The sequence below is a fragment of the Streptomyces sp. NRRL S-1813 genome, assembly GCF_000719605.1.
In the GTDB taxonomy this organism is placed as follows: Bacteria; Actinomycetota; Actinomycetes; order Streptomycetales; family Streptomycetaceae; genus Streptomyces; species Streptomyces decoyicus.
In genome coordinates, this window is the sequence record NZ_JOHB01000009.1 from 141,033 (window position 1) to 159,257 (window position 18,225).

The 18,225-nt window shown below is 72.3% G+C and carries 17 protein-coding genes and 1 tRNA gene; 14 read left to right on the forward strand and 4 right to left on the reverse strand.

The window, feature by feature from the left end; translation table 11 throughout:
* The first annotated feature begins 313 nt into the window (after window positions 1–313).
* The 13 genes from IF67_RS0115650 (at window position 314) to IF67_RS0115710 (ending at window position 13,422) form a co-directional block, all read left to right on the forward strand.
* A complete protein-coding gene (locus IF67_RS0115650; RefSeq protein ID WP_234341112.1) occupies window positions 314–1,303 on the forward strand; it encodes a hypothetical protein in 990 nt (329 codons plus the stop codon).
* A 253-nt stretch (window positions 1,304–1,556) separates the two neighbouring features.
* Window positions 1,557–1,958: an NADH-quinone oxidoreductase subunit A gene (locus tag IF67_RS0115655; RefSeq protein ID WP_030074701.1), complete on the forward strand. Its 402-nt coding sequence runs from the start codon at window positions 1,557–1,559 to the stop codon at window positions 1,956–1,958.
* Window positions 1,949–2,629 carry an NADH-quinone oxidoreductase subunit B gene (locus tag IF67_RS0115660; protein WP_030986082.1) on the forward strand — a complete coding sequence of 227 codons (681 nt, stop codon included), beginning with the start codon at window positions 1,949–1,951 and terminating at the stop codon, window positions 2,627–2,629. Before IF67_RS0115655 ends, IF67_RS0115660 begins: the two co-directional genes overlap by 10 nt.
* On the forward strand, window positions 2,626–3,951 hold the full coding sequence (locus tag IF67_RS0115665) for an NADH-quinone oxidoreductase subunit C (RefSeq protein WP_030986085.1): 1,326 nt from the start codon (window positions 2,626–2,628) through the stop codon (window positions 3,949–3,951). Before IF67_RS0115660 ends, IF67_RS0115665 begins: the two co-directional genes overlap by 4 nt.
* Complete coding sequence (locus IF67_RS0115670) at window positions 3,948–4,916, forward strand: complex I subunit 1/NuoH family protein (protein WP_030986087.1); 969 nt, start codon at window positions 3,948–3,950, stop codon at window positions 4,914–4,916. Before IF67_RS0115665 ends, IF67_RS0115670 begins: the two co-directional genes overlap by 4 nt.
* A complete protein-coding gene (locus IF67_RS0115675; RefSeq protein WP_030986088.1) occupies window positions 4,913–5,518 on the forward strand; it encodes a NuoI/complex I 23 kDa subunit family protein in 606 nt (201 codons plus the stop codon). The genes IF67_RS0115670 and IF67_RS0115675 overlap by 4 nt, the downstream gene beginning before the upstream one ends.
* A complete protein-coding gene (locus IF67_RS0115680; protein WP_037839422.1) occupies window positions 5,515–6,138 on the forward strand; it encodes an NADH-quinone oxidoreductase subunit J in 624 nt (207 codons plus the stop codon). The genes IF67_RS0115675 and IF67_RS0115680 overlap by 4 nt, the downstream gene beginning before the upstream one ends.
* Window positions 6,138–6,500: an NADH-quinone oxidoreductase subunit NuoK gene (gene nuoK, locus IF67_RS0115685; protein WP_030986092.1), complete on the forward strand. Its 363-nt coding sequence runs from the start codon at window positions 6,138–6,140 to the stop codon at window positions 6,498–6,500. Before IF67_RS0115680 ends, nuoK begins: the two co-directional genes overlap by 1 nt.
* On the forward strand, window positions 6,497–8,494 hold the full coding sequence (locus IF67_RS0115690; RefSeq protein ID WP_030986095.1) for an NADH-quinone oxidoreductase subunit L: 1,998 nt from the start codon (window positions 6,497–6,499) through the stop codon (window positions 8,492–8,494). Before nuoK ends, IF67_RS0115690 begins: the two co-directional genes overlap by 4 nt.
* Window positions 8,495–8,593: 99 nt before the next feature.
* Window positions 8,594–10,237, forward strand: coding sequence for a complex I subunit 4 family protein (locus tag IF67_RS0115695; RefSeq protein ID WP_030986097.1), 1,644 nt, complete (start codon window positions 8,594–8,596; stop codon window positions 10,235–10,237).
* The gene (locus IF67_RS0115700) at window positions 10,237–11,793 is read left to right on the forward strand and encodes an NADH-quinone oxidoreductase subunit N (protein WP_030986099.1); all 1,557 of its coding nucleotides are present in this window, start codon (window positions 10,237–10,239) and stop codon (window positions 11,791–11,793) included. Before IF67_RS0115695 ends, IF67_RS0115700 begins: the two co-directional genes overlap by 1 nt.
* A 240-nt stretch (window positions 11,794–12,033) precedes the next feature.
* Entirely contained in the window at window positions 12,034–12,897 is an 864-nt protein-coding gene (gene htpX, locus IF67_RS0115705) for a zinc metalloprotease HtpX (protein WP_030986100.1), read from the forward strand.
* 132 nt (window positions 12,898–13,029) lie between these two features.
* Window positions 13,030–13,422, forward strand: coding sequence for a YccF domain-containing protein (locus IF67_RS0115710; protein WP_030986101.1), 393 nt, complete (start codon window positions 13,030–13,032; stop codon window positions 13,420–13,422).
* 59 nt (window positions 13,423–13,481) lie between these two features.
* On the opposite strand, the gene IF67_RS39205 is transcribed toward IF67_RS0115710, so the two are convergent.
* Together IF67_RS39205 and IF67_RS0115720 are read right to left on the reverse strand one after the other, a co-directional pair.
* Window positions 13,482–14,219 (reverse strand): antibiotic biosynthesis monooxygenase, encoded by a 738-nt coding sequence (locus IF67_RS39205; RefSeq protein ID WP_107050239.1) that lies wholly within the window; start codon window positions 14,217–14,219, stop codon window positions 13,482–13,484.
* A 165-nt stretch (window positions 14,220–14,384) separates the two neighbouring features.
* Window positions 14,385–14,873: a YajQ family cyclic di-GMP-binding protein gene (locus tag IF67_RS0115720; RefSeq protein ID WP_030986105.1), complete on the reverse strand. Its 489-nt coding sequence runs from the start codon at window positions 14,871–14,873 to the stop codon at window positions 14,385–14,387.
* A gap of 188 nt (window positions 14,874–15,061) precedes the next feature.
* On the opposite strand from IF67_RS0115720, the gene IF67_RS0115725 reads away from it, so the two are divergent.
* Window positions 15,062–15,143: transfer RNA gene (locus IF67_RS0115725), tRNA-Tyr, on the forward strand.
* Between the two features lie 907 nt (window positions 15,144–16,050).
* Here IF67_RS0115725 and IF67_RS0115735 read toward each other — a convergent pair.
* The gene (locus IF67_RS0115735) at window positions 16,051–16,713 is read right to left on the reverse strand and encodes an SDR family oxidoreductase (RefSeq protein ID WP_030986106.1); all 663 of its coding nucleotides are present in this window, start codon (window positions 16,711–16,713) and stop codon (window positions 16,051–16,053) included.
* A 76-nt stretch (window positions 16,714–16,789) separates the two neighbouring features.
* Window positions 16,790–18,052, reverse strand: a complete 1,263-nt coding sequence (locus tag IF67_RS0115740) for an amidohydrolase family protein (RefSeq protein WP_030986109.1) — start codon at window positions 18,050–18,052, stop codon at window positions 16,790–16,792.
* Between the last annotated feature and the right edge of the window lie 173 nt (window positions 18,053–18,225).

The window sequence follows — 18,225 nt, forward strand, 5'->3', positions numbered from 1 at the left end:
CGGTGCGGTGTACCCGCCGGTGCCCTCCGCTCCGCCGCAGACACCGGACGCCGCTGCCCTACGGGCCGGCGCTCCGGCCGCCCCTGCCGCCCCCGGACCCATGCCTGCTTCCGGGCCCATGCCCGCCGCCGGCCCGCTGCCCGCTTCCGGCCCCATGCCCGCCGCCGCTCCGACGCCACAGCCCGTACCGGAACCGGCCCCTACGCCGGCTTCGTATGCCACACCGGCCACCCACATCGCGTCGGCGCCCCACGCCCCACAGGCGCCCCACCCCACGCCGCCCCCGTCCACCGCTGCGGTCCCTTCCGCTCCGGTGCACACGCCCACCCCCGTACGCCGGTCCGGCCCCACCCCCGTCTCGGTACCGCTGATGCCGCCCGAGCTGGACGCGCTGCGGTCCAAGCCGCGGCACGGGGAGTCCGTCGCCCAGCGCGCGGGGCGGGCCGTCCGGCGGGCGATCGCGTCCTCGCCCGCGGCGGAGACCGCCTCCGTCACGCAGACCGCGTACGCCATCCAGCAGCCGGTGACCACAGGCCGGCAGATCGCCGTGTCGAGCATCCGGGGCGGCGCGGGCAAGTCCACCGTCGCCGCGCTGCTGGCCCTCACCTACGCGCACTACCGCGCCGATCCGGTGCTGGCGATCGAGGCCGATCCGGCGCTCGGCACGCTGCCGCACCGGCTGGGTGCGCGGGAGGTGCGCTGGTCGGGCACGGACCTGGCGCAGATCGTGGATCCGTCGATGCTGATCACGGACCTCACGGGCTATCTGATTCCGTTCCCCGGTGGCGGCTGGCTGCTGCCCGGCAGCCAGGGTTCCATCGGGACGCGGCTGGACATCGACACCTACCGGGTGGTGATGACCTCGCTGCGCCGTTACTTCGCGACCACCGTCGTGGACTGCGAGACGCTGCCCGCCGAGGTGGCGCGTACCGCGCTGGTGACGACACAGGCGCGGGTGCTGGTCTCCCCGGCCACCCCGGAGGGAGTGGCGGCCACCCGCTCGGTACTGGACTGGGTCGGTGGGCTCCACCCCGGAATGCTGCCGACGACGGTGGTGGTCCTCAGCCATGTGTCACCCGATTCCGGGCTGGAGCTGCGCAAGGCCACCGAGCATCTGGGCATCGGCGGCGCGACGGTCCTCCCGCTTCCGTACGACCGCCATCTCGCGGCCGGCGGCGCGATCCGTACGGAGCTGCTCGGCGAGCGGACGTTGCAGGCGGCGGCGCGGATCGCGGCCGAGGCGATGAACCGGGCGGTCTCGCGCGGGCCGGGCCGGCAGCGTACGGGCGGTGCGCCCCTGTGACCGTCCGCAGGGTGCGCACCCACCTGTGCCACCGCCCGTGCCACCCTCCCCGTGCGTCCGGTCCGTGAGACACCTGCTGAGACAAACGGCTCCGCCGTCCACGCTCCCCGCCGCCCAGGTAGGTCTAAGTAGGGACAAGCTCACCATCGGCGACGATGCGGCTTCTCGGGGTGGTCGGGCCAGGGCCTAGACTCCCATCCGTACAGATCGTCGAAGTCGTTGAACAAGCGCAGTCAGGGAGCGAGGGGCGGACGTGCCGGACGCGACCGTACGCACCACCGTCGCCGCGGACTATTTCCAGGGCTACTCGGTCGTCGGGATCATCGCCGTGATCGGCGTGCTCTTCGTCGCGGTGGCCTTCGGGGCCGGGCGGCTGCTGCGGCCTGTCGTGCCGACGCCCGAGAAGCTGCTGACGTATGAGTGCGGCGTGGACCCGGTCGGCGAGGGCTGGGCGCACACCCAGGTCCGCTATTACGTGTACGCCTTCCTCTACGTCATCTTCGCCGTCGACTCGATCTTCCTTTTCCCTTGGGCGACGATCTTCGCCGCACCCGGTTTCGGCGGTGTGACGCTCGTGGAGATGTTCATCTTCCTGGGCTTCCTCACCGTCGGCCTGCTCTACGCATGGAAGAAGGGCGTCCTGGAATGGACGTGACCCCCGCCCGGCACACCTCCGCAGCCACGCCCGAGGACGCCGCCCCGCAGTACCTGCCGGAACCGCGGCGCCTGGGGACCCTGGCCCGGCTCGCGCCCGAACCGATGAAGGTGGTCCTCAACTGGGGCCGCCGCTACAGCCTGTGGGTCTTCAACTTCGGCCTCGCCTGCTGCGCCATCGAGTTCATCGCCGCGTCCATGGCGCGGCACGACTTCATCCGGCTCGGCGTGATCCCCTTCGCGCCCGGCCCCCGCCAGGCCGACCTGATGGTCGTCTCCGGCACGGTCACCGACAAGATGGCGCCCGCGGTCAAGCGGCTCTACGAGCAGATGCCCGAGCCGAAGTACGTCATCTCCTTCGGGGCCTGCTCCAACTGCGGCGGCCCCTACTGGGATTCGTACTCGGTCACCAAGGGCGTCGACCAGATCATCCCGGTGGACGTGTACGTACCGGGCTGCCCGCCGCGGCCGGAGGCGCTGCTCCAGGGCATCCTCAAGCTCCAGGAGAAGATCGCGCGCGAGTCGCTGGGGGAGCGGTACGCGAAGAGCGGCGCGCCCCGGCCGTCCGCGGCCGCGCTGCGCAGCGGGCTGGTCCCGCCGCCCGTGCCCGAGGCGGCGGATGCGCCCAAGGCGGCGGGCGCCTCGAAGGCGCCGGGGGAGGAGCCCCGATGAGCGAGCAGCCGGAGCAGCAGGCGGAGACCCCCGCACCGCAGCCGGAGCAGCCCGAGCAGCCCGTCGCCGAGCCCGTTGTCGGCTGGCTGCCGCGGCCCGCGAGCGAGATCTTCGGTACGGGGGCCACGGCGGAGCTGGCGTACGACGCGCTGACCGTCGACGTCCCCGTGGACGGCTGGCTCACCGCGCTGACGGCCGCCCGCGACGACCTGGGCTGCACCTACTTCGACTGGCTGAGCGCCGTCGACGAGCCCGGCACCGGCTTCCTGGTCTGTGCCCACCTCGCCGACGTGGCACGGCCCGGCACCGTCCACCGGCTGATCGTGCGGACGACCGTGCCGCACGAGGCGGCCGTGCTGCCCACCGCCGTGGGCGTCTACGCGGGTGCGGGCTGGCACGAGCGGGAGACCCACGAGATGTTCGGCGTGGACTTCACCGGCCATCCGCACCTCGTACCGCTGCTGCTCCCGGACGGCTTCGAAGGGCATCCGCTGCGCAAGGACTTCGTGCTGGCGGCGCGGGTCGCCAAGGCATGGCCGGGGGCCAAGGAACCAGGGGAGTCCGAGCACGGCGGGCCCAAGCGCCGCCAGATGCTGCCCCCCGGCGTCCCGGACCCGAACGAATGGGGCCCGCTGAAGGGCCAGCTGCCGCCGGCGCCCGCACGCCCGGCGCGGGGTGCGCGTGCGGCAGGTGGTGCACGCGCGGCCGGTGGTGCCGGTGCGGCCGCCGGTGAGCGTCCGGCGCGGCGTACGCGGACCGCGGGCGCGGGCTCGGCCGGCCAGCATCAGGCGGCGGGGGAGACGACCGAGACCCCCGCGGCAGAGACTCCCGCGGCCGAGGCACGTCCCGAGCGGGCGGAGCGCCCGGCCCGGCGTACGCGGTCGGCGAGCGAGGGTTCGGCCGCGCAGCGGCGCGCGGCGGAGGCGGCCGCGACCGAGGAGACTCCTGAGGCGGCCTCGCCCGAGGGGACCTCCGAGTCGCCCTCGCCCAAGGAGGCCCCGGCGACGGAAGCCCCGGCAGCCCCCGCGAAGGAGGCGGCCCCGCGCTCCTCGGACGCGCCCTGGCACCACGCCCGTCCCGCCTTCGACGAGCCGGAGCAGCCGGAGCAGCCGGACACCAAAGCAGCGCCGGACGAGACCAAGGCAGCGCCGGAGGACAGCAAGGCAGCACCGGACGAGACCAAGGCAGCGCCCGGGAAGAAGGCCGAGCAGGAGCCCACGGCCGCACCGGAACCCGCCCCCGAGCCGAAACCGGACTCCGGCTCCGCCCCCGAGCCTGAGCAGGACACCCCCCAAGACCCGGCAGGAGGCGACACCCCATGAGCGACGCTTTCGACATTGCGCTGCGCCTCATCGCCGTCTTCGTCGTCTTCCTGGTCTTCCCCCTGGTCATCGGGCAGACCGAGCACAAGGTCATGGCCCATATGCAGGGCCGGCTGGGCCCCATGTACGCGGGTGGGTTCCACGGCTGGGCACAGCTCGTCGCCGACGGTGTGAAGTTCGCGCAGAAGGAGGACATCGTTCCGGCCGGCGCCGACCGGCGGATCTTCCAGCTCGCGCCCGCCGTCGCGCTGCTGCCCTACCTCCTGGTCCTGGTCGCCATCCCGATAGGCCCGCACAACGCCGTGGGACAGGCCCTGGACGCGGGGATCTTCTTCGTGCTCGCCGTCATGGGCGTCGGTGTGCTCGGCTCGCTGATGGCGGGCTGGGCCTCGGCGAACAAGTTCTCGCTGCTCGGCGGTCTGCGGACGGCCGCGCAGCTGCTCGCGTACGAGCTGCCGATGCTGCTCGCGGCGGCCTCCGTCGCGATGGCGGCCGGCACGCTCTCGCTGCCGGGCATCATCGAGGCCTTCCACTGGTGGTGGGTGCCGTGGCAGATCGTCGGCGGCGTGGTCTTCTTCACCGCGGGGCTCGCCGAGCTGCAACGGCCGCCGTTCGACATGCCGGTCGCCGACTCGGAGATCATCTTCGGTGCGTACACCGAGTACACCGGACTGCGCTTCGCGCTCTTCCTGCTCGCCGAGTACGCCGGCATCGTCGTCCTCTGCGCCCTGACCTCCGTCCTCTTCCTCGGCGGCTGGCACGGCCCGTTCGGCGGCGACGGCCTGGGCTGGCTGTGGACGCTGGTGAAGACCGTGATCCTCGCCTTCGTCGTCATCTGGCTGCGGGTGACCTACCCGCGGCTGCGCGAGGACCAGCTGCAAAAGCTCGCCTGGACGGTCCTCATCCCGCTCGCCCTCGCCCAGATCGCCCTCACCGGCGTCGTCAAGGTGGTGATCTCGTCATGAGCTTCCCCGGTTCCGGTCTCGCCAAGGGGCTGGCCGTCACCCTCCGGACGATGACGAAACGATCGGTCACCGCGCAGTACCCGGACGTCCAGCCCGACCTCCCACCGCGCACCCGTGGCGTCATCGGGCTGTTCGAGGAGAACTGCACGGTCTGCATGCTGTGCGCCCGTGAGTGCCCCGACTGGTGCATCTACATCGACTCCCACAAGGAGACGGTGCCGCCGGCCGTCCCCGGAGGCCGGGAGCGCAGCCGCAATGTGCTGGACCGCTTCGCGATCGACTTCGCGCTGTGCATGTACTGCGGTATCTGCATCGAGGTCTGCCCCTTCGACGCGCTCTTCTGGTCACCGGAGTTCGAGTACGCCGAGACGGACATCCACGAGCTGACGCACGAGCGCGACAAGCTCCGCGAGTGGATGTGGACGGTGCCCGAACCGCCGGCGCTCGACCCGGCGGCCGAGGAGCCCAAGGAACTCGCCGCGGCCCGCAAGGCAGCGGACAAGCTCGCCGCCCAGCAGCAGGCCGAAGCCGAAGCGGCCCAGGCGTCGGAGCAGGAAACAGCGGACCAGGACCGACCGGACACCCCAGGGGAGGGAACGTGACGCTCGCCGCCACCGCAGCCGGCCATGGCTTCCTGTCGACCTCTGGTGTCGAGATCGCCTTCGTCCTCGTCGGTATCGCCACCCTCGGCGCGGCCGTCATCACCGTCACCACCCGTCAGATGGTGCACGCCGCCCTCTGGCTGGTCGTCGCCCTCGGCGGGATCGCCGTCGAATATCTCCTGCTCACGGCGGAGTTCATCGCCTGGGTGCAGGTGCTGATCTACGTCGGTTCCGTCGTCGTCCTGCTGCTCTTCGGGCTGATGCTCACCAAGGCGCCCATCGGCCGCTCCCCGGATGCCGATTCGGGCAACCGCTGGGCCGCGCTCGCCGTGGCCCTTGCCTCGGCCGCCACCCTGGCCTGGGTCGTCGTGGACGCTTTCCGCGCCACCTGGATCAACCTCGACGGCCCCGCCCAGGGCTCCACCGAGGTCTCCGGGCGCAGCCTCTTCCAGTACTGGGTGCTGCCCTTCGAGGCGCTGTCCGTACTGCTGCTGGCCGCGCTCGTCGGCGCGATCGTGCTGTCCCGCAGGTCGGGGGAGGGCAGGGCCGCGGCGGCGGACCTCAAGAACGGTGCCTTCCGCGCTTCCGTCGCCCCCGCCCCGCGAGAGGAGCAGCGCTGATGCATCTCGCCTACCCGGCCGTCCTCGCCGTCCTCCTCTTCTGCACCGGGCTGTACGGCGTGCTCGCCCGCCGCAACGCGATCCTGGTGCTGATGTCCGTCGAGCTGATGCTCAACGCCGTCAACCTCAACCTCGTCGCCTTCGACGTCTGGCTGCGCGACACCCTGCACACCGGCCAGGCGCTCACCCTCTTCACCATCGCGATCGCCGCCGCCGAGATCGGCATCGGCCTGGCGATCGTGCTGCTCGTCTACCGCAACCGCGGCAGCTCCGACATCGACCGGCTCCGCGATCTCGCCGAGACGACGGGCGCCGCGGACGGGGACCCGCAGCCGGACACCACGGCGGAGGCCGCCGCGTGACGCTCACGACCACCGCTGTTCTCGTTCCCCTCCTGCCCTTCCTCGGGGCCGTCGCCGGCCTCCTTCTGGGGCGCCGTGCGCCCGGCTTCGTCCGGCCGCTGGCCGTGCTGCCGACGCTGGCCGCGGCCGCGCTCACCGTGACCGTCGCCGTCGGACAGGGGACCGGCCCGGCCACCGACGTCGCCACCCGGCTCACCCCGACCGGCTCGGTCCCCATCGACCTGGCCCTGCACCTCGACGGCTTCGCCGTGCTGATGGCCGTCCTGGTCGGGGTCGTGGCGACCTGTGTGCAGATCTACTCCACCGGCTATCTGCGCGACGATCCGCGCTACCCCTCCTACGCCGCGCTGGTCTCGCTCTTCACCTCCGCGATGCTGCTGGTCGTCTACACCGGCGACCTGATGCTGCTGCTGGTCGGCTGGGAAGTCATGGGCATCTGCTCCTACTTCCTCGTCGGCCACTACTGGGAGACCGAGGCCGCCCGCGCCGCCTCCCTCAAGGCCTTCCTCGTCACCAAGCTCGGTGACGTCCCCTTCCTGTTCGGCATCTTCGCGCTGGCCGCCGACGCCGGGACCTTCCGGATCACCGGCATCCTCGGCTCCGTCGCCGGCGGCGGCCTGGACCACCCGACGCTGATCGCGCTGCTGCTGCTGGCCGGTGTCGCGGGCAAGTCGGCGCAGTTCCCGCTGCACACCTGGCTGCCGGACGCGATGGCCGGTCCGACGCCCGTCTCGGCGCTGATCCACGCCGCGACGATGGTGGCGGCCGGTGTCTATCTCGTGGCCCGTCTCCTCCCCGTCTTCGCCGCCTCCGCCGCCGCGCTGGTCGTGCTCGCCGTCATGGCCGCGATCACCATGGTCGGCTCGGGCCTGGCCGCGCTGGCCCAGGACGACATCAAGCGCGTCCTGGCCTATTCGACGGTCGGCCAGCTCGGCTACATGCTCGGCGCCCTGGCCGTCGGCGACCGCGGCGCCGCCGTCTTCCACCTCATCTCGCACGGCGCGTTCAAGGCCCTCCTCTTCCTCGGCGCAGGCGTGATCATCCACGCCGCGGGCACCAACTCGCTGGCCGCCATGTCCCGGATGAGCGGCCTGGCCCGGCGCATCCCGGACGCCTACTGGACGGTCACCATCGCGCTGCTCGCGCTCGCCGCGATCCCGCCGTTCGCCGGTTTCTTCTCCAAGGAAGCCGTCCTGGGCGCCGCCGAACACGCCGCCACCGGTGACGCGCACGGCATCCCCGGCGCGGCCGGCTGGACCGTACTGGTCTCCGGACTGCTCACCGCCCTCCTCACCGCGGCCTACGCCACCCGCCTGTGGCTGCTGGCCTTCAAGGGCAAGGGCGTCGAAGCCGCCGACCACGGCCCGCAGCCGATCGCCATGAACGCCGTCCTGTGGGTGCTCTTCCTCCCGACCGTCGCGCTCGGCCTTGCCGCCCCCCTCCTGCCCGACTGGTTCGACGGGCGCTCGCTCGCGCCGACCCTGACCACCTCCGTCCTGGGCACCGGAATCGCCCTCGTCGGCGGCCTGGTCACCTATGCGGCCTGGCGCCACACCACCGCCCTTGCCGCCCGCACCCCGCTCGGCGCGGTCGTCGCCGCCCCGGACGCCACCCCCGCGGTCGCCGAGGAGGTGGCCATCGACACCCACGCCCCGGCCTACGGCGACAACGCCGGCGCCCCGGACCCGGCCGACCCCGGCCGCCTCCTCCTGGGCCCGCTGCACCGCCACGCGGCCGTCGGCTTCCACCTCGACGCGGTCTACTCCGCCCTCTTCGTCCGGCCCGTACGCGCCGCCGCCACGCTCGTCCGCTTCCTCGACCGCGAGGTCGTCGACACCTACGTCCGCGGTGCGGGCACCGCACCCCGCCTGCTGGGCGCCGCGGTCCGCCGCGCCCAGACCGGCAACGTGCAGACCTATCTCGGCGCGCTGCTCGCAGGCTCGCTCGTCCTGGCCATCGCGGCCGTCCTCGTCGCTACGGGCACGGGAGCCTGACCGATGCCGCACACCGCTGGTGCACGCACCCCGCACCCCCGGCCGACCCCCCTCGCGGCCGGGCTCGCCGGAGCCGAAACCCTGAGGAGGGCCTGACCCGTGACCCCCACCGCTCTCCAGTACCTCCTCGCGGCGGTCGTCGTCCTCCCCCTGCTGGGCGCGGCCTGTGCCCTGCTCCCGGCGCCCCCCGGCCTCAAGGGCCGCAACCCCGACCAGGCCGTACTGCGCCACGGCGTGACCGCCACCGGTGTCGTGCTCGCCGCGGCCGTTGCGCTGGCCGTCGGCTTCGACCACGACCATCCGGCCCGTATGCAGGCCACCACCGACATCAGCTGGATCCCGGCGCTGGACATCCGCATCCACCTCGGCGTCGACGGCATCTCGCTCCCCCTTGTCGTGCTGACCGCGCTGCTGACCTTCCTCTGCGCGCTCTACAGCTACTTCCACATGCCAACGGGCCCGTCCCCCAAGGCATTTGTGGCCCTGCTGCTCACCCTTGAGGCCGGCACCCTCGCCACTTTCGCCGTCCTCGACCTGATGCTGTTCTTCCTCGCCTTCGAGATGGTCCTCATCCCGATGTACTTCCTCATCGCCCGCTGGGGCGGTGCGGAAAAGCAGGCGGCGGCGTGGAAGTTCATCCTCTACACGCTGCTCGGCTCCGTCGTGATGCTGCTCGGCCTCCTCCTCATCGGCGTGAAATCCGGCACGTTCGACATGGTGGCACTCGCCACTGACAACGGACCGAAAGACCGGCTCAGCCACACCGTTCAGCTTCTGGCTGTGCTCGCGATCGGCATCGGACTGGCCGTCAAGTCCCCGCTGTGGCCGCTGCACAGCTGGCTGCCCGACGCGCACACCGCCGCCCCCACCGTCGGCTCGGTGCTGCTGGCCGGCGTCCTGCTCAAGATGGGTACGTACGGGTTCGTGCGGATCGCGCTGCCCATCACGCCCGACGGCATGCACACCTTCGCGCCGTACCTCGCCGCGCTGGCCGCCATCGGCATCATCTACGGCTCGCTCGCCTGCCTCGCCCTGGTGCGCAAGGGCGCCAAGGGCGACCTCAAGCGCCTGATCGCCTACAGCTCCGTCGGCCACATGGGCTTCGTTCTGCTCGGCATCGCCAGCATGACCCCCACGGGCGTCAACGGCGCGCTGTTCGCCAACATCGCCCACGGCCTGATCACCGGCCTGCTCTTCTTCCTCGTCGGCGCGCTCAAGGACCGCTACGGCAGCACCGACCTCGACACCCTTGCGGGCAGCACCGGCGCCGCCCTCTACGGCAAGGCCCCCCGCTTCGGCGGTCTGCTCGCCTTCGGGGCGGTCGCCTCGCTGGGCATCCCCGGACTGGCCGGATTCTGGGGCGAGATGCTGGCGATGTTCGGCGCCTTCCGTCCCGCCGCCGGCCTCAGCCGCCCCGCCTTCCTGACGTTCATGGTGCTGGCCGGCCTCGGCACCCTGCTGACCGCCGCCTACCTGCTGCTCGTCGTCCGCCGCGTCTGCATGGGCGGCACCCCGGCGGTCGCCGAAGCCGTCCCGGCCGTCGAGGAGGGCACCGCCACGGCGGCCGAAGCGGTCACCGAGGCCCCGGCCGCACCGTCCCCCGTCATCCCCGACCTCGCGCGCTACGAGTACGCGGCCTGGACCCCCCTCGCCGTCCTCACCGTCCTCGCCGGACTGTGGCCCGCGGCCCTCCTCGGCCTCACCGACCCGGCCGTCCAGCAGCTCCTCGGAGGCGGTAAGTGATGAGCACGGTCACCTCTCTGGTCCAGTCCGTCGACTGGCTCGCCCTCGCGCCGCCCACCGTTGCCGCGGCCGTCGCCCTGGTGGTGCTCGTCGCCGACCTCTTCCTCCCGGCGGCCCGCAAGCCGCTGCTGGGGTGGATCGCGACGGCGGGCCTCGCGCTCGCCGCGCTGTCCCTGCTGCCCCTCCTGGGCGAGGACCGCCGCACCTTCTGCCTCCCCGCCCACCCGGACGTGTGCAGTTATGTGGCCGACCCGTTCACCCTGGTCATCCAGTTCCTGGTGCTCGGCGGGGCGCTGCTGACCGCCCTGCTGTCGATCGACACCCTCAAGGACCACGACCTGCCCAGCGGCGAGTACTGGTTCCTGCTGCTCTCCTCGGCCTCCGGCGCGGCCCTGCTGCCCGCCTCCAGGGACCTCGCCACCCTCGTCATCGCCCTCGAAGTCGCCTCGCTGCCCGCCTTCGCGCTGGTCGGACTGCGGCGCGGGGACCGGCTCTCCTCCGAGGCCGCGCTCAAGTTCTTCCTGTCCTCGGTGGCCGCCACCGCCGTGATGCTGCTCGGCGTGAGCTTCCTGTACGCGGCCACCGGCAGCCTGCACCTCTCCCAGGTGGCGCACGCCCTCACCGCCCTCCCCGACCCGCGGCTGGCCACCCTGGCGAGCGCCGGTGTCGCGCTCACCCTCGTCGGGTTCGCCTTCAAGACCGCCGCCGCCCCGTTCCACTTCTGGGTGCCGGACACCTACGTCGGCGCGCCGCTCCCCATCGCCGGCTACCTCTCCGTGGTCGGCAAGGCCGTCGGCTTCTCCGGCCTGATCCTCGTCACGGTCCAGGGCTTCCCCACCTACGCGAACGTCTGGGGCCCGGCACTGGCCGTCCTCGCCGCGCTGACCATGACCGTCGGCAATGTCGCGGCCCTGCGCCAGGACCCCCGCCGTGCGCACAGCGCCGTACGCCTGCTCGCCTGGTCCTCGGTCGGCCAGGCCGGCTACCTCCTGGTCCCGATCGCGGCGGCGGGCTACACCCACGACCCGGCGCACGCCATCGGCTCCACCGTCGCCTACGCCCTGATGTACGCGGCCGTGAACCTCGGTGCCTTCGCCGTCGCCGCCCTGGTGGCCCGTACGCGCCCCGCCAACCGCATCACCGACTACCGGGGCCTGTACCAGCAGCGGCCCGTTGTGGCGCTCGCCCTCGGCTTCTTCCTGCTCTGCCTCGCCGGTCTGCCGCCCGGCATCATCGGCCTGTTCGCCAAGGTCACGGTCTTCTCCGTGGCCGTCGAAGCGGGCCTGGCCTGGCTCGCGGTGATCATGGCGTTCAATGTCGTGATCGCGCTCTACTACTACCTCCAGTGGACGACGGTCCTCTTCCGGGGAGCCGAGGAAGGGGCCGGGGAAGCGGAGGGCGCAAAGGCCCCCGAGGCCGCGCAGACGGGGCAGCCGTCCCGCGCCAGGATCCCGGCGCCGCTCGCCACCGCCATCGCGCTCGCCACCGTGCTCGGCATCGCCCTCTCCGGCGCCCCGCAGCTCGTCCTGCGCTTCGCCTCCGGGGCGCTGCTCTAACGGCCGGGTGCCGGCGCGCGGACCCGCCCCCGGCAGCCCCTGCTGGCCGGCACCGGCCGCCGGCCCCACCCGTACGGCATCACGCCCCACCGGGCGCGGCGGTGTGCCCCGCCCGGCCCACCGCGCGTGCACAAGGGAACCAGGCTCGTTCATCTCGCGTTGACCAGTGAGTAAGGGTCCACTGGTCAGTGGAGAAACGCAGCACAGGGTTCCCCTGCCGCACCGCTTGGAGGGCGTACCGTGCACCGTCGGCACAACGGGCTCAGGACCGCCGTACTCCTCGGGGGACTGTCCGCCCTCATCATCGTCATCGGCAGCCTGTTCGGCCGTACGGGCCTGATCATCGCCGTCGTCGTCGCCCTGGGCACCAACGCCTACGCGTACTGGAACAGCGACAAGCTGGCCCTGCGGGCGATGCGCGCCCGCCCGGTCAGCGAGTTCGAGGCGCCCCAGCTCTACCGCATGGTCCGTGAGCTCTCCACGATGGCCCGCCAGCCCATGCCACGCCTGTACCTCTCCCCGACCCAGGCGCCCAACGCCTTCGCCACCGGCCGCAACCCCCGCCATGCCGCGGTCTGCTGCACCGACGGCATCCTCCAGCTGCTCGACGAACGCGAGCTGCGCGGCGTCATCGGCCATGAGCTCAGCCATGTCTACAACCGCGACATCCTCATCTCCTCCGTCTCGGGCGCGCTGGCCTCCGTCGTGATGTTCCTCGTCAACTTCGCCTGGCTGATTCCCATAGGCCGTTCCGACGACGACGAGGGCCCCGGCCTCCTGGGCATGCTGCTGATCATGATCCTCGGGCCGGTCGCGGCCGCGCTCATCCAGCTCGCCGTCAGCCGCTCCCGCGAGTACGAGGCGGATGCCTCGGGCGCCCAGCTCACCGGCGACCCGCTGGCCCTGGCCTCCGCCCTGCGCAAGCTGGAAATCGGTACCCAGCAGCTTCCGCTCCCGCCCGAGCCGCGGCTGGAGACCGCCGGCCACATGATGATCGCGAACCCGTTCCGGGCGGGCGGGGGCATGTCCCGGCTGTTCTCCACCCACCCCCCGATGCAGGAACGCATCGCCCGCCTCGAACAGATGGCGGGCCACCGCCCCTGACGCCTCCCGGGAGCGCCCGACCGGTGGCCGTCAGCGCAGGCCCGTCGCATCATGAACGCAACGATTCACCGGTCCCAGCGCGTCTAGCACGGCAGATGCATTCACCGCCGTGCCCGTGGAAGGCTGTTGATCATGAAGTTCATCCTTAACGTCCTCTGGCTGATCCTCAGCGGCTTGTGGCTGGCGCTCGGCTATGTCGTCGCGGGCATCATCTGCTGCATCCTGATCATCACCATCCCGTTCGGCATCGCGTCCTTCCGGATCGCGGGCTACGCCCTGTGGCCCTTCGGCCGTACGACCGTCGTGCGCCACGACGCCGGCGCCGGATCGGCGATCGGCAATGTCATCTGGATCATCTTCGCGGGCTGGTGGCTGGCCCTGGGGCACATCGTCACCGGTATCGCCCTGTGCGTGACGATCATCGGGATCCCCTTCGGCATCGCCAACTTCAAGATGATCCCGATCTCCCTCATGCCCCTGGGCCGCGACATCGTCCCCACGGACGAGCCGTTCGCCGCCCGCTGACGCCCGGCCCCTCAGCCGCCCCCTGACGCCCGGCCCCGCAGGACACCGGCCCCTCGCCCTCAGACCCGTACGAGCCCCCGAGGGGCCGCATACCGCCGGAACCCGACCGGCTCGACCCCCGGCAGACCGTCGATGAAGCTCCGCACCTCCCCGCGCCGCCGGAGCCTGGTGCCGAGCTGCCGCTCATGCGACTCCGGGTCCGTCCACTCGCTGTAGTTGACGACCTGTCCGCCGTCCTCGCTGATGTGGAAGTGCGAGGCGATCCCGCCGCCCCCCTGCTGTAGCTCGCCGACCCTCTCCAGCAGGCCGTCGACGAGCCCACGGGCCGCCTCGTGCCCCGTCGTGCGGAAGGCGACGCGCACGACGCAGCCCGGCGTCTCCGGCTCCCCCTGGGGCAGCATGCTGCGGTACAGCCGGAACCGGCCGGGACCGGAATTCCCGACGTCCCCCACGCCGTCCAGCACCGCCGCGATCCGCTCGCTCAGCCCGGTGTCCTCGGTCCGTACGAACTCCCGGTGCGCCGCCTCGCTCGTCCACTGCGCGTAGTTGAGCACGCTGCGCCCGTCCGTCCCGGCGAACAGCACCCGGGACAGAAAGCCCGCGGGCAGCGGGGTCTGTGCCCAGGCGCGGGCGACCCCGTCCAGGACGGCCCGCTGCCCCTCGGGGCCGCCCGCGTCCCACTCGCTGATCAGGACGGCACCGGCATCCGCCCGCCGGATCTCCGGGAACACATCGACGAGGAACCCGTCCCCGGGCCCGGCGACAGGACGGCTCCGCGCCTCACGAGAAGTAGTCATGCCACGACCCTGCAACCCCAACCGCGCTTGAGGTCAAACGCCGCAAGGCCGCTCCGACAGGGTCGCGCCCACGCAGCGCCGCTCCCGCGTCCCCGCCCCGACACACCGGTGGGGCGGCACGCCGAAGCGCGCCGCCCCATCCCGTGGCACCGGAAAGCCGGTCCTCTACCGGTAGTTCACGAACTGAAGCGCGAAGTCCAGGTCCTTGCCCTTCAGCAGCTGCTGCACCGTCTGGAGGTCGTCCCGGCTCTTCGAGCTGACACGCAGCTCGTCGCCCTGCACCTGTGCCTTGACGCCCTTGGGACCCTCGTCACGGATGATCTTGGCGACCTTCTTGGCGTTGTCCTGCGAGATCCCCTCCTCGATCGAGGCGAAGATCTTGTACTCCTTGCCCGAGGCCTGCGGCTCGCCGGCGTCCAGCGCCTTCAGTGAGATCCCGCGCTTGACCAGCTTGGACTGGAAGATGTCGAGCACGGCCTTCACCCGCTCCTCGGCGTTGGCCCGCATCTCGATCTTCTCGCCCGACCACTCGATCGACGCGCCCACGCCCTTGAAGTCGTAGCGCTGCGAGATCTCCTTGGCGGCCTGGTTGAGGGCGTTGTCGACCTCCTGCCGCTCTACCTTCGAGACGATGTCGAAACTGGAGTCGGCCATGTTGAGTTGGCTCCTCGTACGTAGATCCGTCAGGGGCGCGGCCCTTCCCGGGCCGCCTGCCAAGCCTAGCCACCCGTCCAAGATCCAGCGCTCCCGAATCGAGTGGCGAACCACCCCCAGCCATCGGGTATGGTTTACGTCGTTGCCACGGAGCGCCGCCCACAGCGGGTCTCCCGGCAGCAAACCTTGGCGGTGTGCCCGAGCGGCCAAAGGGAGCAGACTGTAAATCTGCCGGCTCAGCCTTCCCAGGTTCGAATCCTGGCGCCGCCACAGGAGTACAAGGGGCCCTTGATCTGCGGAGAACGCAGATCAAGGGCCCCTTGTTGTGTGCTCTCGCATCGATCGGGCGGTCCCTGCCCGGCCGGGGGCCGCGGCGATCCTCCATCTCATCCACGCACTCAAGATCGTCAAGGTGGCCGCCGCCGGTCGGCTGACGCGTATGCGTCAACTTCGCGGGCCGCGGCTTCTGCCCCCACTCTTGAAGGAGCAGACTGTGCGATCGCGGGCACGTACCCGGATCCTGGCCCTGGCCGGCGCAGTCGTCCTCGCCGACCTCACCGCCGCACCGGCGGCACACGCCGCCGCCCCGGGGTGCACCCACAACTGGAGTGGCCCGCAGAGCTGCATCGCGACCACCGCCGAGAGCGGCCACACGTACCCCGGCACCATCACCGCCACCTGGACCAACCCGCCCAAGAGCCGCAGCAAGGCGACGGTCTACCTCGCCAACTGGTCCGCGGGCACCCACACCATGACCGCCAAGCGCCACGGCGACGAGATCAAGGGCAGCTGGCCCCCGCAGGGCAACCCCTTCAAAGCCGGAGAGTCTGCGCCCGCTTCAAGGGCTCAGCGCCGAGGCGTGCGTCGACCTGATCAACAGGTAACGCCCCGCCTCCGCACGGCTCCCCGCACAGCGGAAGCGGGGAGCCGTAGTGGTCCGCCAGTTCTTCACGCGCCACGCCGAGTGGCCATCCGTGCGGCAGCCCGGCCTCCATTCCACCCGTGCGACGCTCCAACTGCTTTGCACCGTACGCACATTGGAGGTCGACCGGCGGCAACCGGCAACCGGCAACCGGCAACCGGGCCGCCCACCGCGAAGCCGAAGCGGATGTTCAGCCGTTGACCAGCGTTCGCCCGCGGCAGCCGGCTCCCTCGGCACCCGGCGGACGCCGCACCCTCAGTGCCCCGCCACCGCCCGCACCGCTTCCTTCACCGGCACGTCCCCGCCGATCAGCTCCAGTGTCCGGCCGATGGTGCCCGGCTCGTCGAGCAGCGCCGCCAGGACGGCCGCCACATCGTCCCGGGTCACCTCGCTGCGGCCGGTCGCGTCGGCCAGCGTCACCAGGTCCGTTCCGGGGTCGTCGGTCAGTCGGCCCGGCCGCAGGATCGTCCAGTCCAGCCCGGCGCGGGCCCGTACGTCCGCGTCCGCGGCACCCTTCGCCCGCAGGTACGCGGCGAAGACCGGGTCGGTGCCCTCGGGGATCTCACGGTCCGCGCCCATGGACGAGACGACGAGGAAACGCCGTACCCCGGCGGCCTCGGCCGCGTCCGCGAAGAGTGCCGTCGCCCCGCGGTCCACCGAGTCCTTGCGTTCGATGCCACTGCCCGGTCCCGCACCTGCCGCGAAGACGGCCGCGTCGACGCCCTCCATGTGCCGGGCGACGTCCTGCACCGACGCCGACTCCAGGTCGCAGACCACCGGCTCGGCTCCCGCGGCCAGCAGATCGCCGGCCTGTTCCGGCCGCCGGATGATGCCCGCGACCTCGTCCCCGCGCCCGGCGAGCAACCGCTCCAGCCGCAGCGCGATCCGACCATGTCCACCTGCGATGACAATGCGCATGATCCCGACGGTACGCCGAAGGGCCGCCGCGGAGCGCGGGACCGGCCGGGGTCCGGTGGGTTCTCGCCGCCGTGGCTCAGCGCTGCGACTGCCGCGGCAGTTCCAGCGCCACCTCCGCCGCCGAGTCGCAGTACTCCCGCACCGCGCTGGTACGGGCGACCACCCGCCCGCGGTGGATCACGATCCGGCTGTAGGCCAGCGAGAGCACTCCGGCGATCCGCTCGCCGCGCACCGCCAGCAGCTCCGCGGGGAAGCCCGCCTCGACACGTACCTCCGGCAGCCCCAGGGTCGCCCGCGCCGCCGAACTCACGGTCTCGTACGCCGCCTCCGGCGTCGCCTCGCCCAGGGAGGCCAGGAGGTAGGCGGCCTCCAGCGGGTCGCCGCGCCCCACCGGGTTCGCCACGTCCCGCAGCGCCCCGCTGCCCGCCGCCACCTGCACCCCGGCCGCCCGCAACAGCCGTACGGGCGCCGGACGCGACACCCGCGAGCCGTACCGCTCCAGTCCCGTGCAGTCGCCCTGCGGCAGACAGATGACGGCGACCCCGGCGGCCGCCAGCTGCTCGGCGACCCGCGCCGCCACGCTCCGCGGCATCCGCGCCATCCCGGCGCACGGCCCGAGGGCGACGCCGGGCCGCAGCCCCCCGGACATCGCCGCGAACCGCGCCAGCCGCGCCGGATCGTCGCCGTCGGTGTGCAGATCCACCGGGCAGCCGTGCTCCCCGGCCAACTCCAGGACGGTCTCGACATACCCGGCCGGGTCGGGGTCGAGATCCGGGCAGCCGCCGATGACCGAGGCGCCCATCTTCATGGCGTCCCGCAGCATCGCCAGCCCGTCCGCACCGGCCACCCCGGTCAGCACCCGCGGCACCGCGACCGCCGCCAGATCGGCCAGCCCGCGCAGCGACCTGCGGGCCTGCAACACCGCCTCCAGCGACCGCAGCCCCTGTACGTCGCCGATCCTGACGTGGCTGCGCGAGGCGGTGGCGCCGTGCCCCAGCTGGAGCAGCGCGGCCTCCGTGGTCCGGCGCTGGACGTCCTCGGGGGAGCCGGAGGCGGGGCCGTCGGAATCGGCCGTCAGGGCGGTGTCGCAGTGCGCATGCGGTTCGGCGGGGGCGGCGAGCAGGAGGTATCCGGCGAGGTCGACGCGGGCGCCCTGCGGGGCGAGGCTGCCGGCCGTCCCGACGGCCTCGATGCGTCCGCCGCCGAGCCGTACGTCCACCGTCCGGCCGTCGGCGAGCCGGGCGCCGCACAGAACCAGCGCACCGTTGTCCGACCTGGCGTAGCGGCCGGCGCCGCCGGGCTTTCCCGGCTGGGGCTGCGGCGAACTGCTGTCGGACATCGCGCTCCTCGAAGCCACCGGCGTGCAAGATCACGCAGCGTTCTTCCGAGCCTAGGCCGCTGCCGGGAGAGCATCGCGCAGGCGCGAAATAGTCGTACCGGTGTGGTGCGCGAGGCCGTTGGGGCACGGCCCGGATACGGATTTCACGTTTGGCGGCGGGCCGTGTAATGTCT

Excerpts from the sequence above, each read along its gene's own strand:
- IF67_RS0115670 (WP_030986087.1), top strand. The coding sequence starts at position 3,948 with ATGAGCGACGCTTTCGACATTGCGCTGCGCCTCATCGCCGTCTTCGTC.
- IF67_RS0115710 (WP_030986101.1), top strand. The coding sequence starts at position 13,030 with ATGAAGTTCATCCTTAACGTCCTCTGGCTGATCCTCAGCGGCTTGTGG.
- IF67_RS0115665 (WP_030986085.1), top strand. The coding sequence starts at position 2,626 with ATGAGCGAGCAGCCGGAGCAGCAGGCGGAGACCCCCGCACCGCAGCCG.
- IF67_RS0115735 (WP_030986106.1), bottom strand. The coding sequence starts at position 16,713 with ATGCGCATTGTCATCGCAGGTGGACATGGTCGGATCGCGCTGCGGCTG.
- IF67_RS0115660 (WP_030986082.1), top strand. The coding sequence starts at position 1,949 with ATGGACGTGACCCCCGCCCGGCACACCTCCGCAGCCACGCCCGAGGAC.
- IF67_RS0115675 (WP_030986088.1), top strand. The coding sequence starts at position 4,913 with ATGAGCTTCCCCGGTTCCGGTCTCGCCAAGGGGCTGGCCGTCACCCTC.
- IF67_RS0115720 (WP_030986105.1), bottom strand. The coding sequence starts at position 14,873 with ATGGCCGACTCCAGTTTCGACATCGTCTCGAAGGTAGAGCGGCAGGAG.
- nuoK (WP_030986092.1), top strand. The coding sequence starts at position 6,138 with ATGCATCTCGCCTACCCGGCCGTCCTCGCCGTCCTCCTCTTCTGCACC.
- IF67_RS39205 (WP_107050239.1), bottom strand. The coding sequence starts at position 14,219 with ATGACTACTTCTCGTGAGGCGCGGAGCCGTCCTGTCGCCGGGCCCGGG.
- IF67_RS0115700 (WP_030986099.1), top strand. The coding sequence starts at position 10,237 with ATGAGCACGGTCACCTCTCTGGTCCAGTCCGTCGACTGGCTCGCCCTC.
- IF67_RS0115740 (WP_030986109.1), bottom strand. The coding sequence starts at position 18,052 with ATGTCCGACAGCAGTTCGCCGCAGCCCCAGCCGGGAAAGCCCGGCGGC.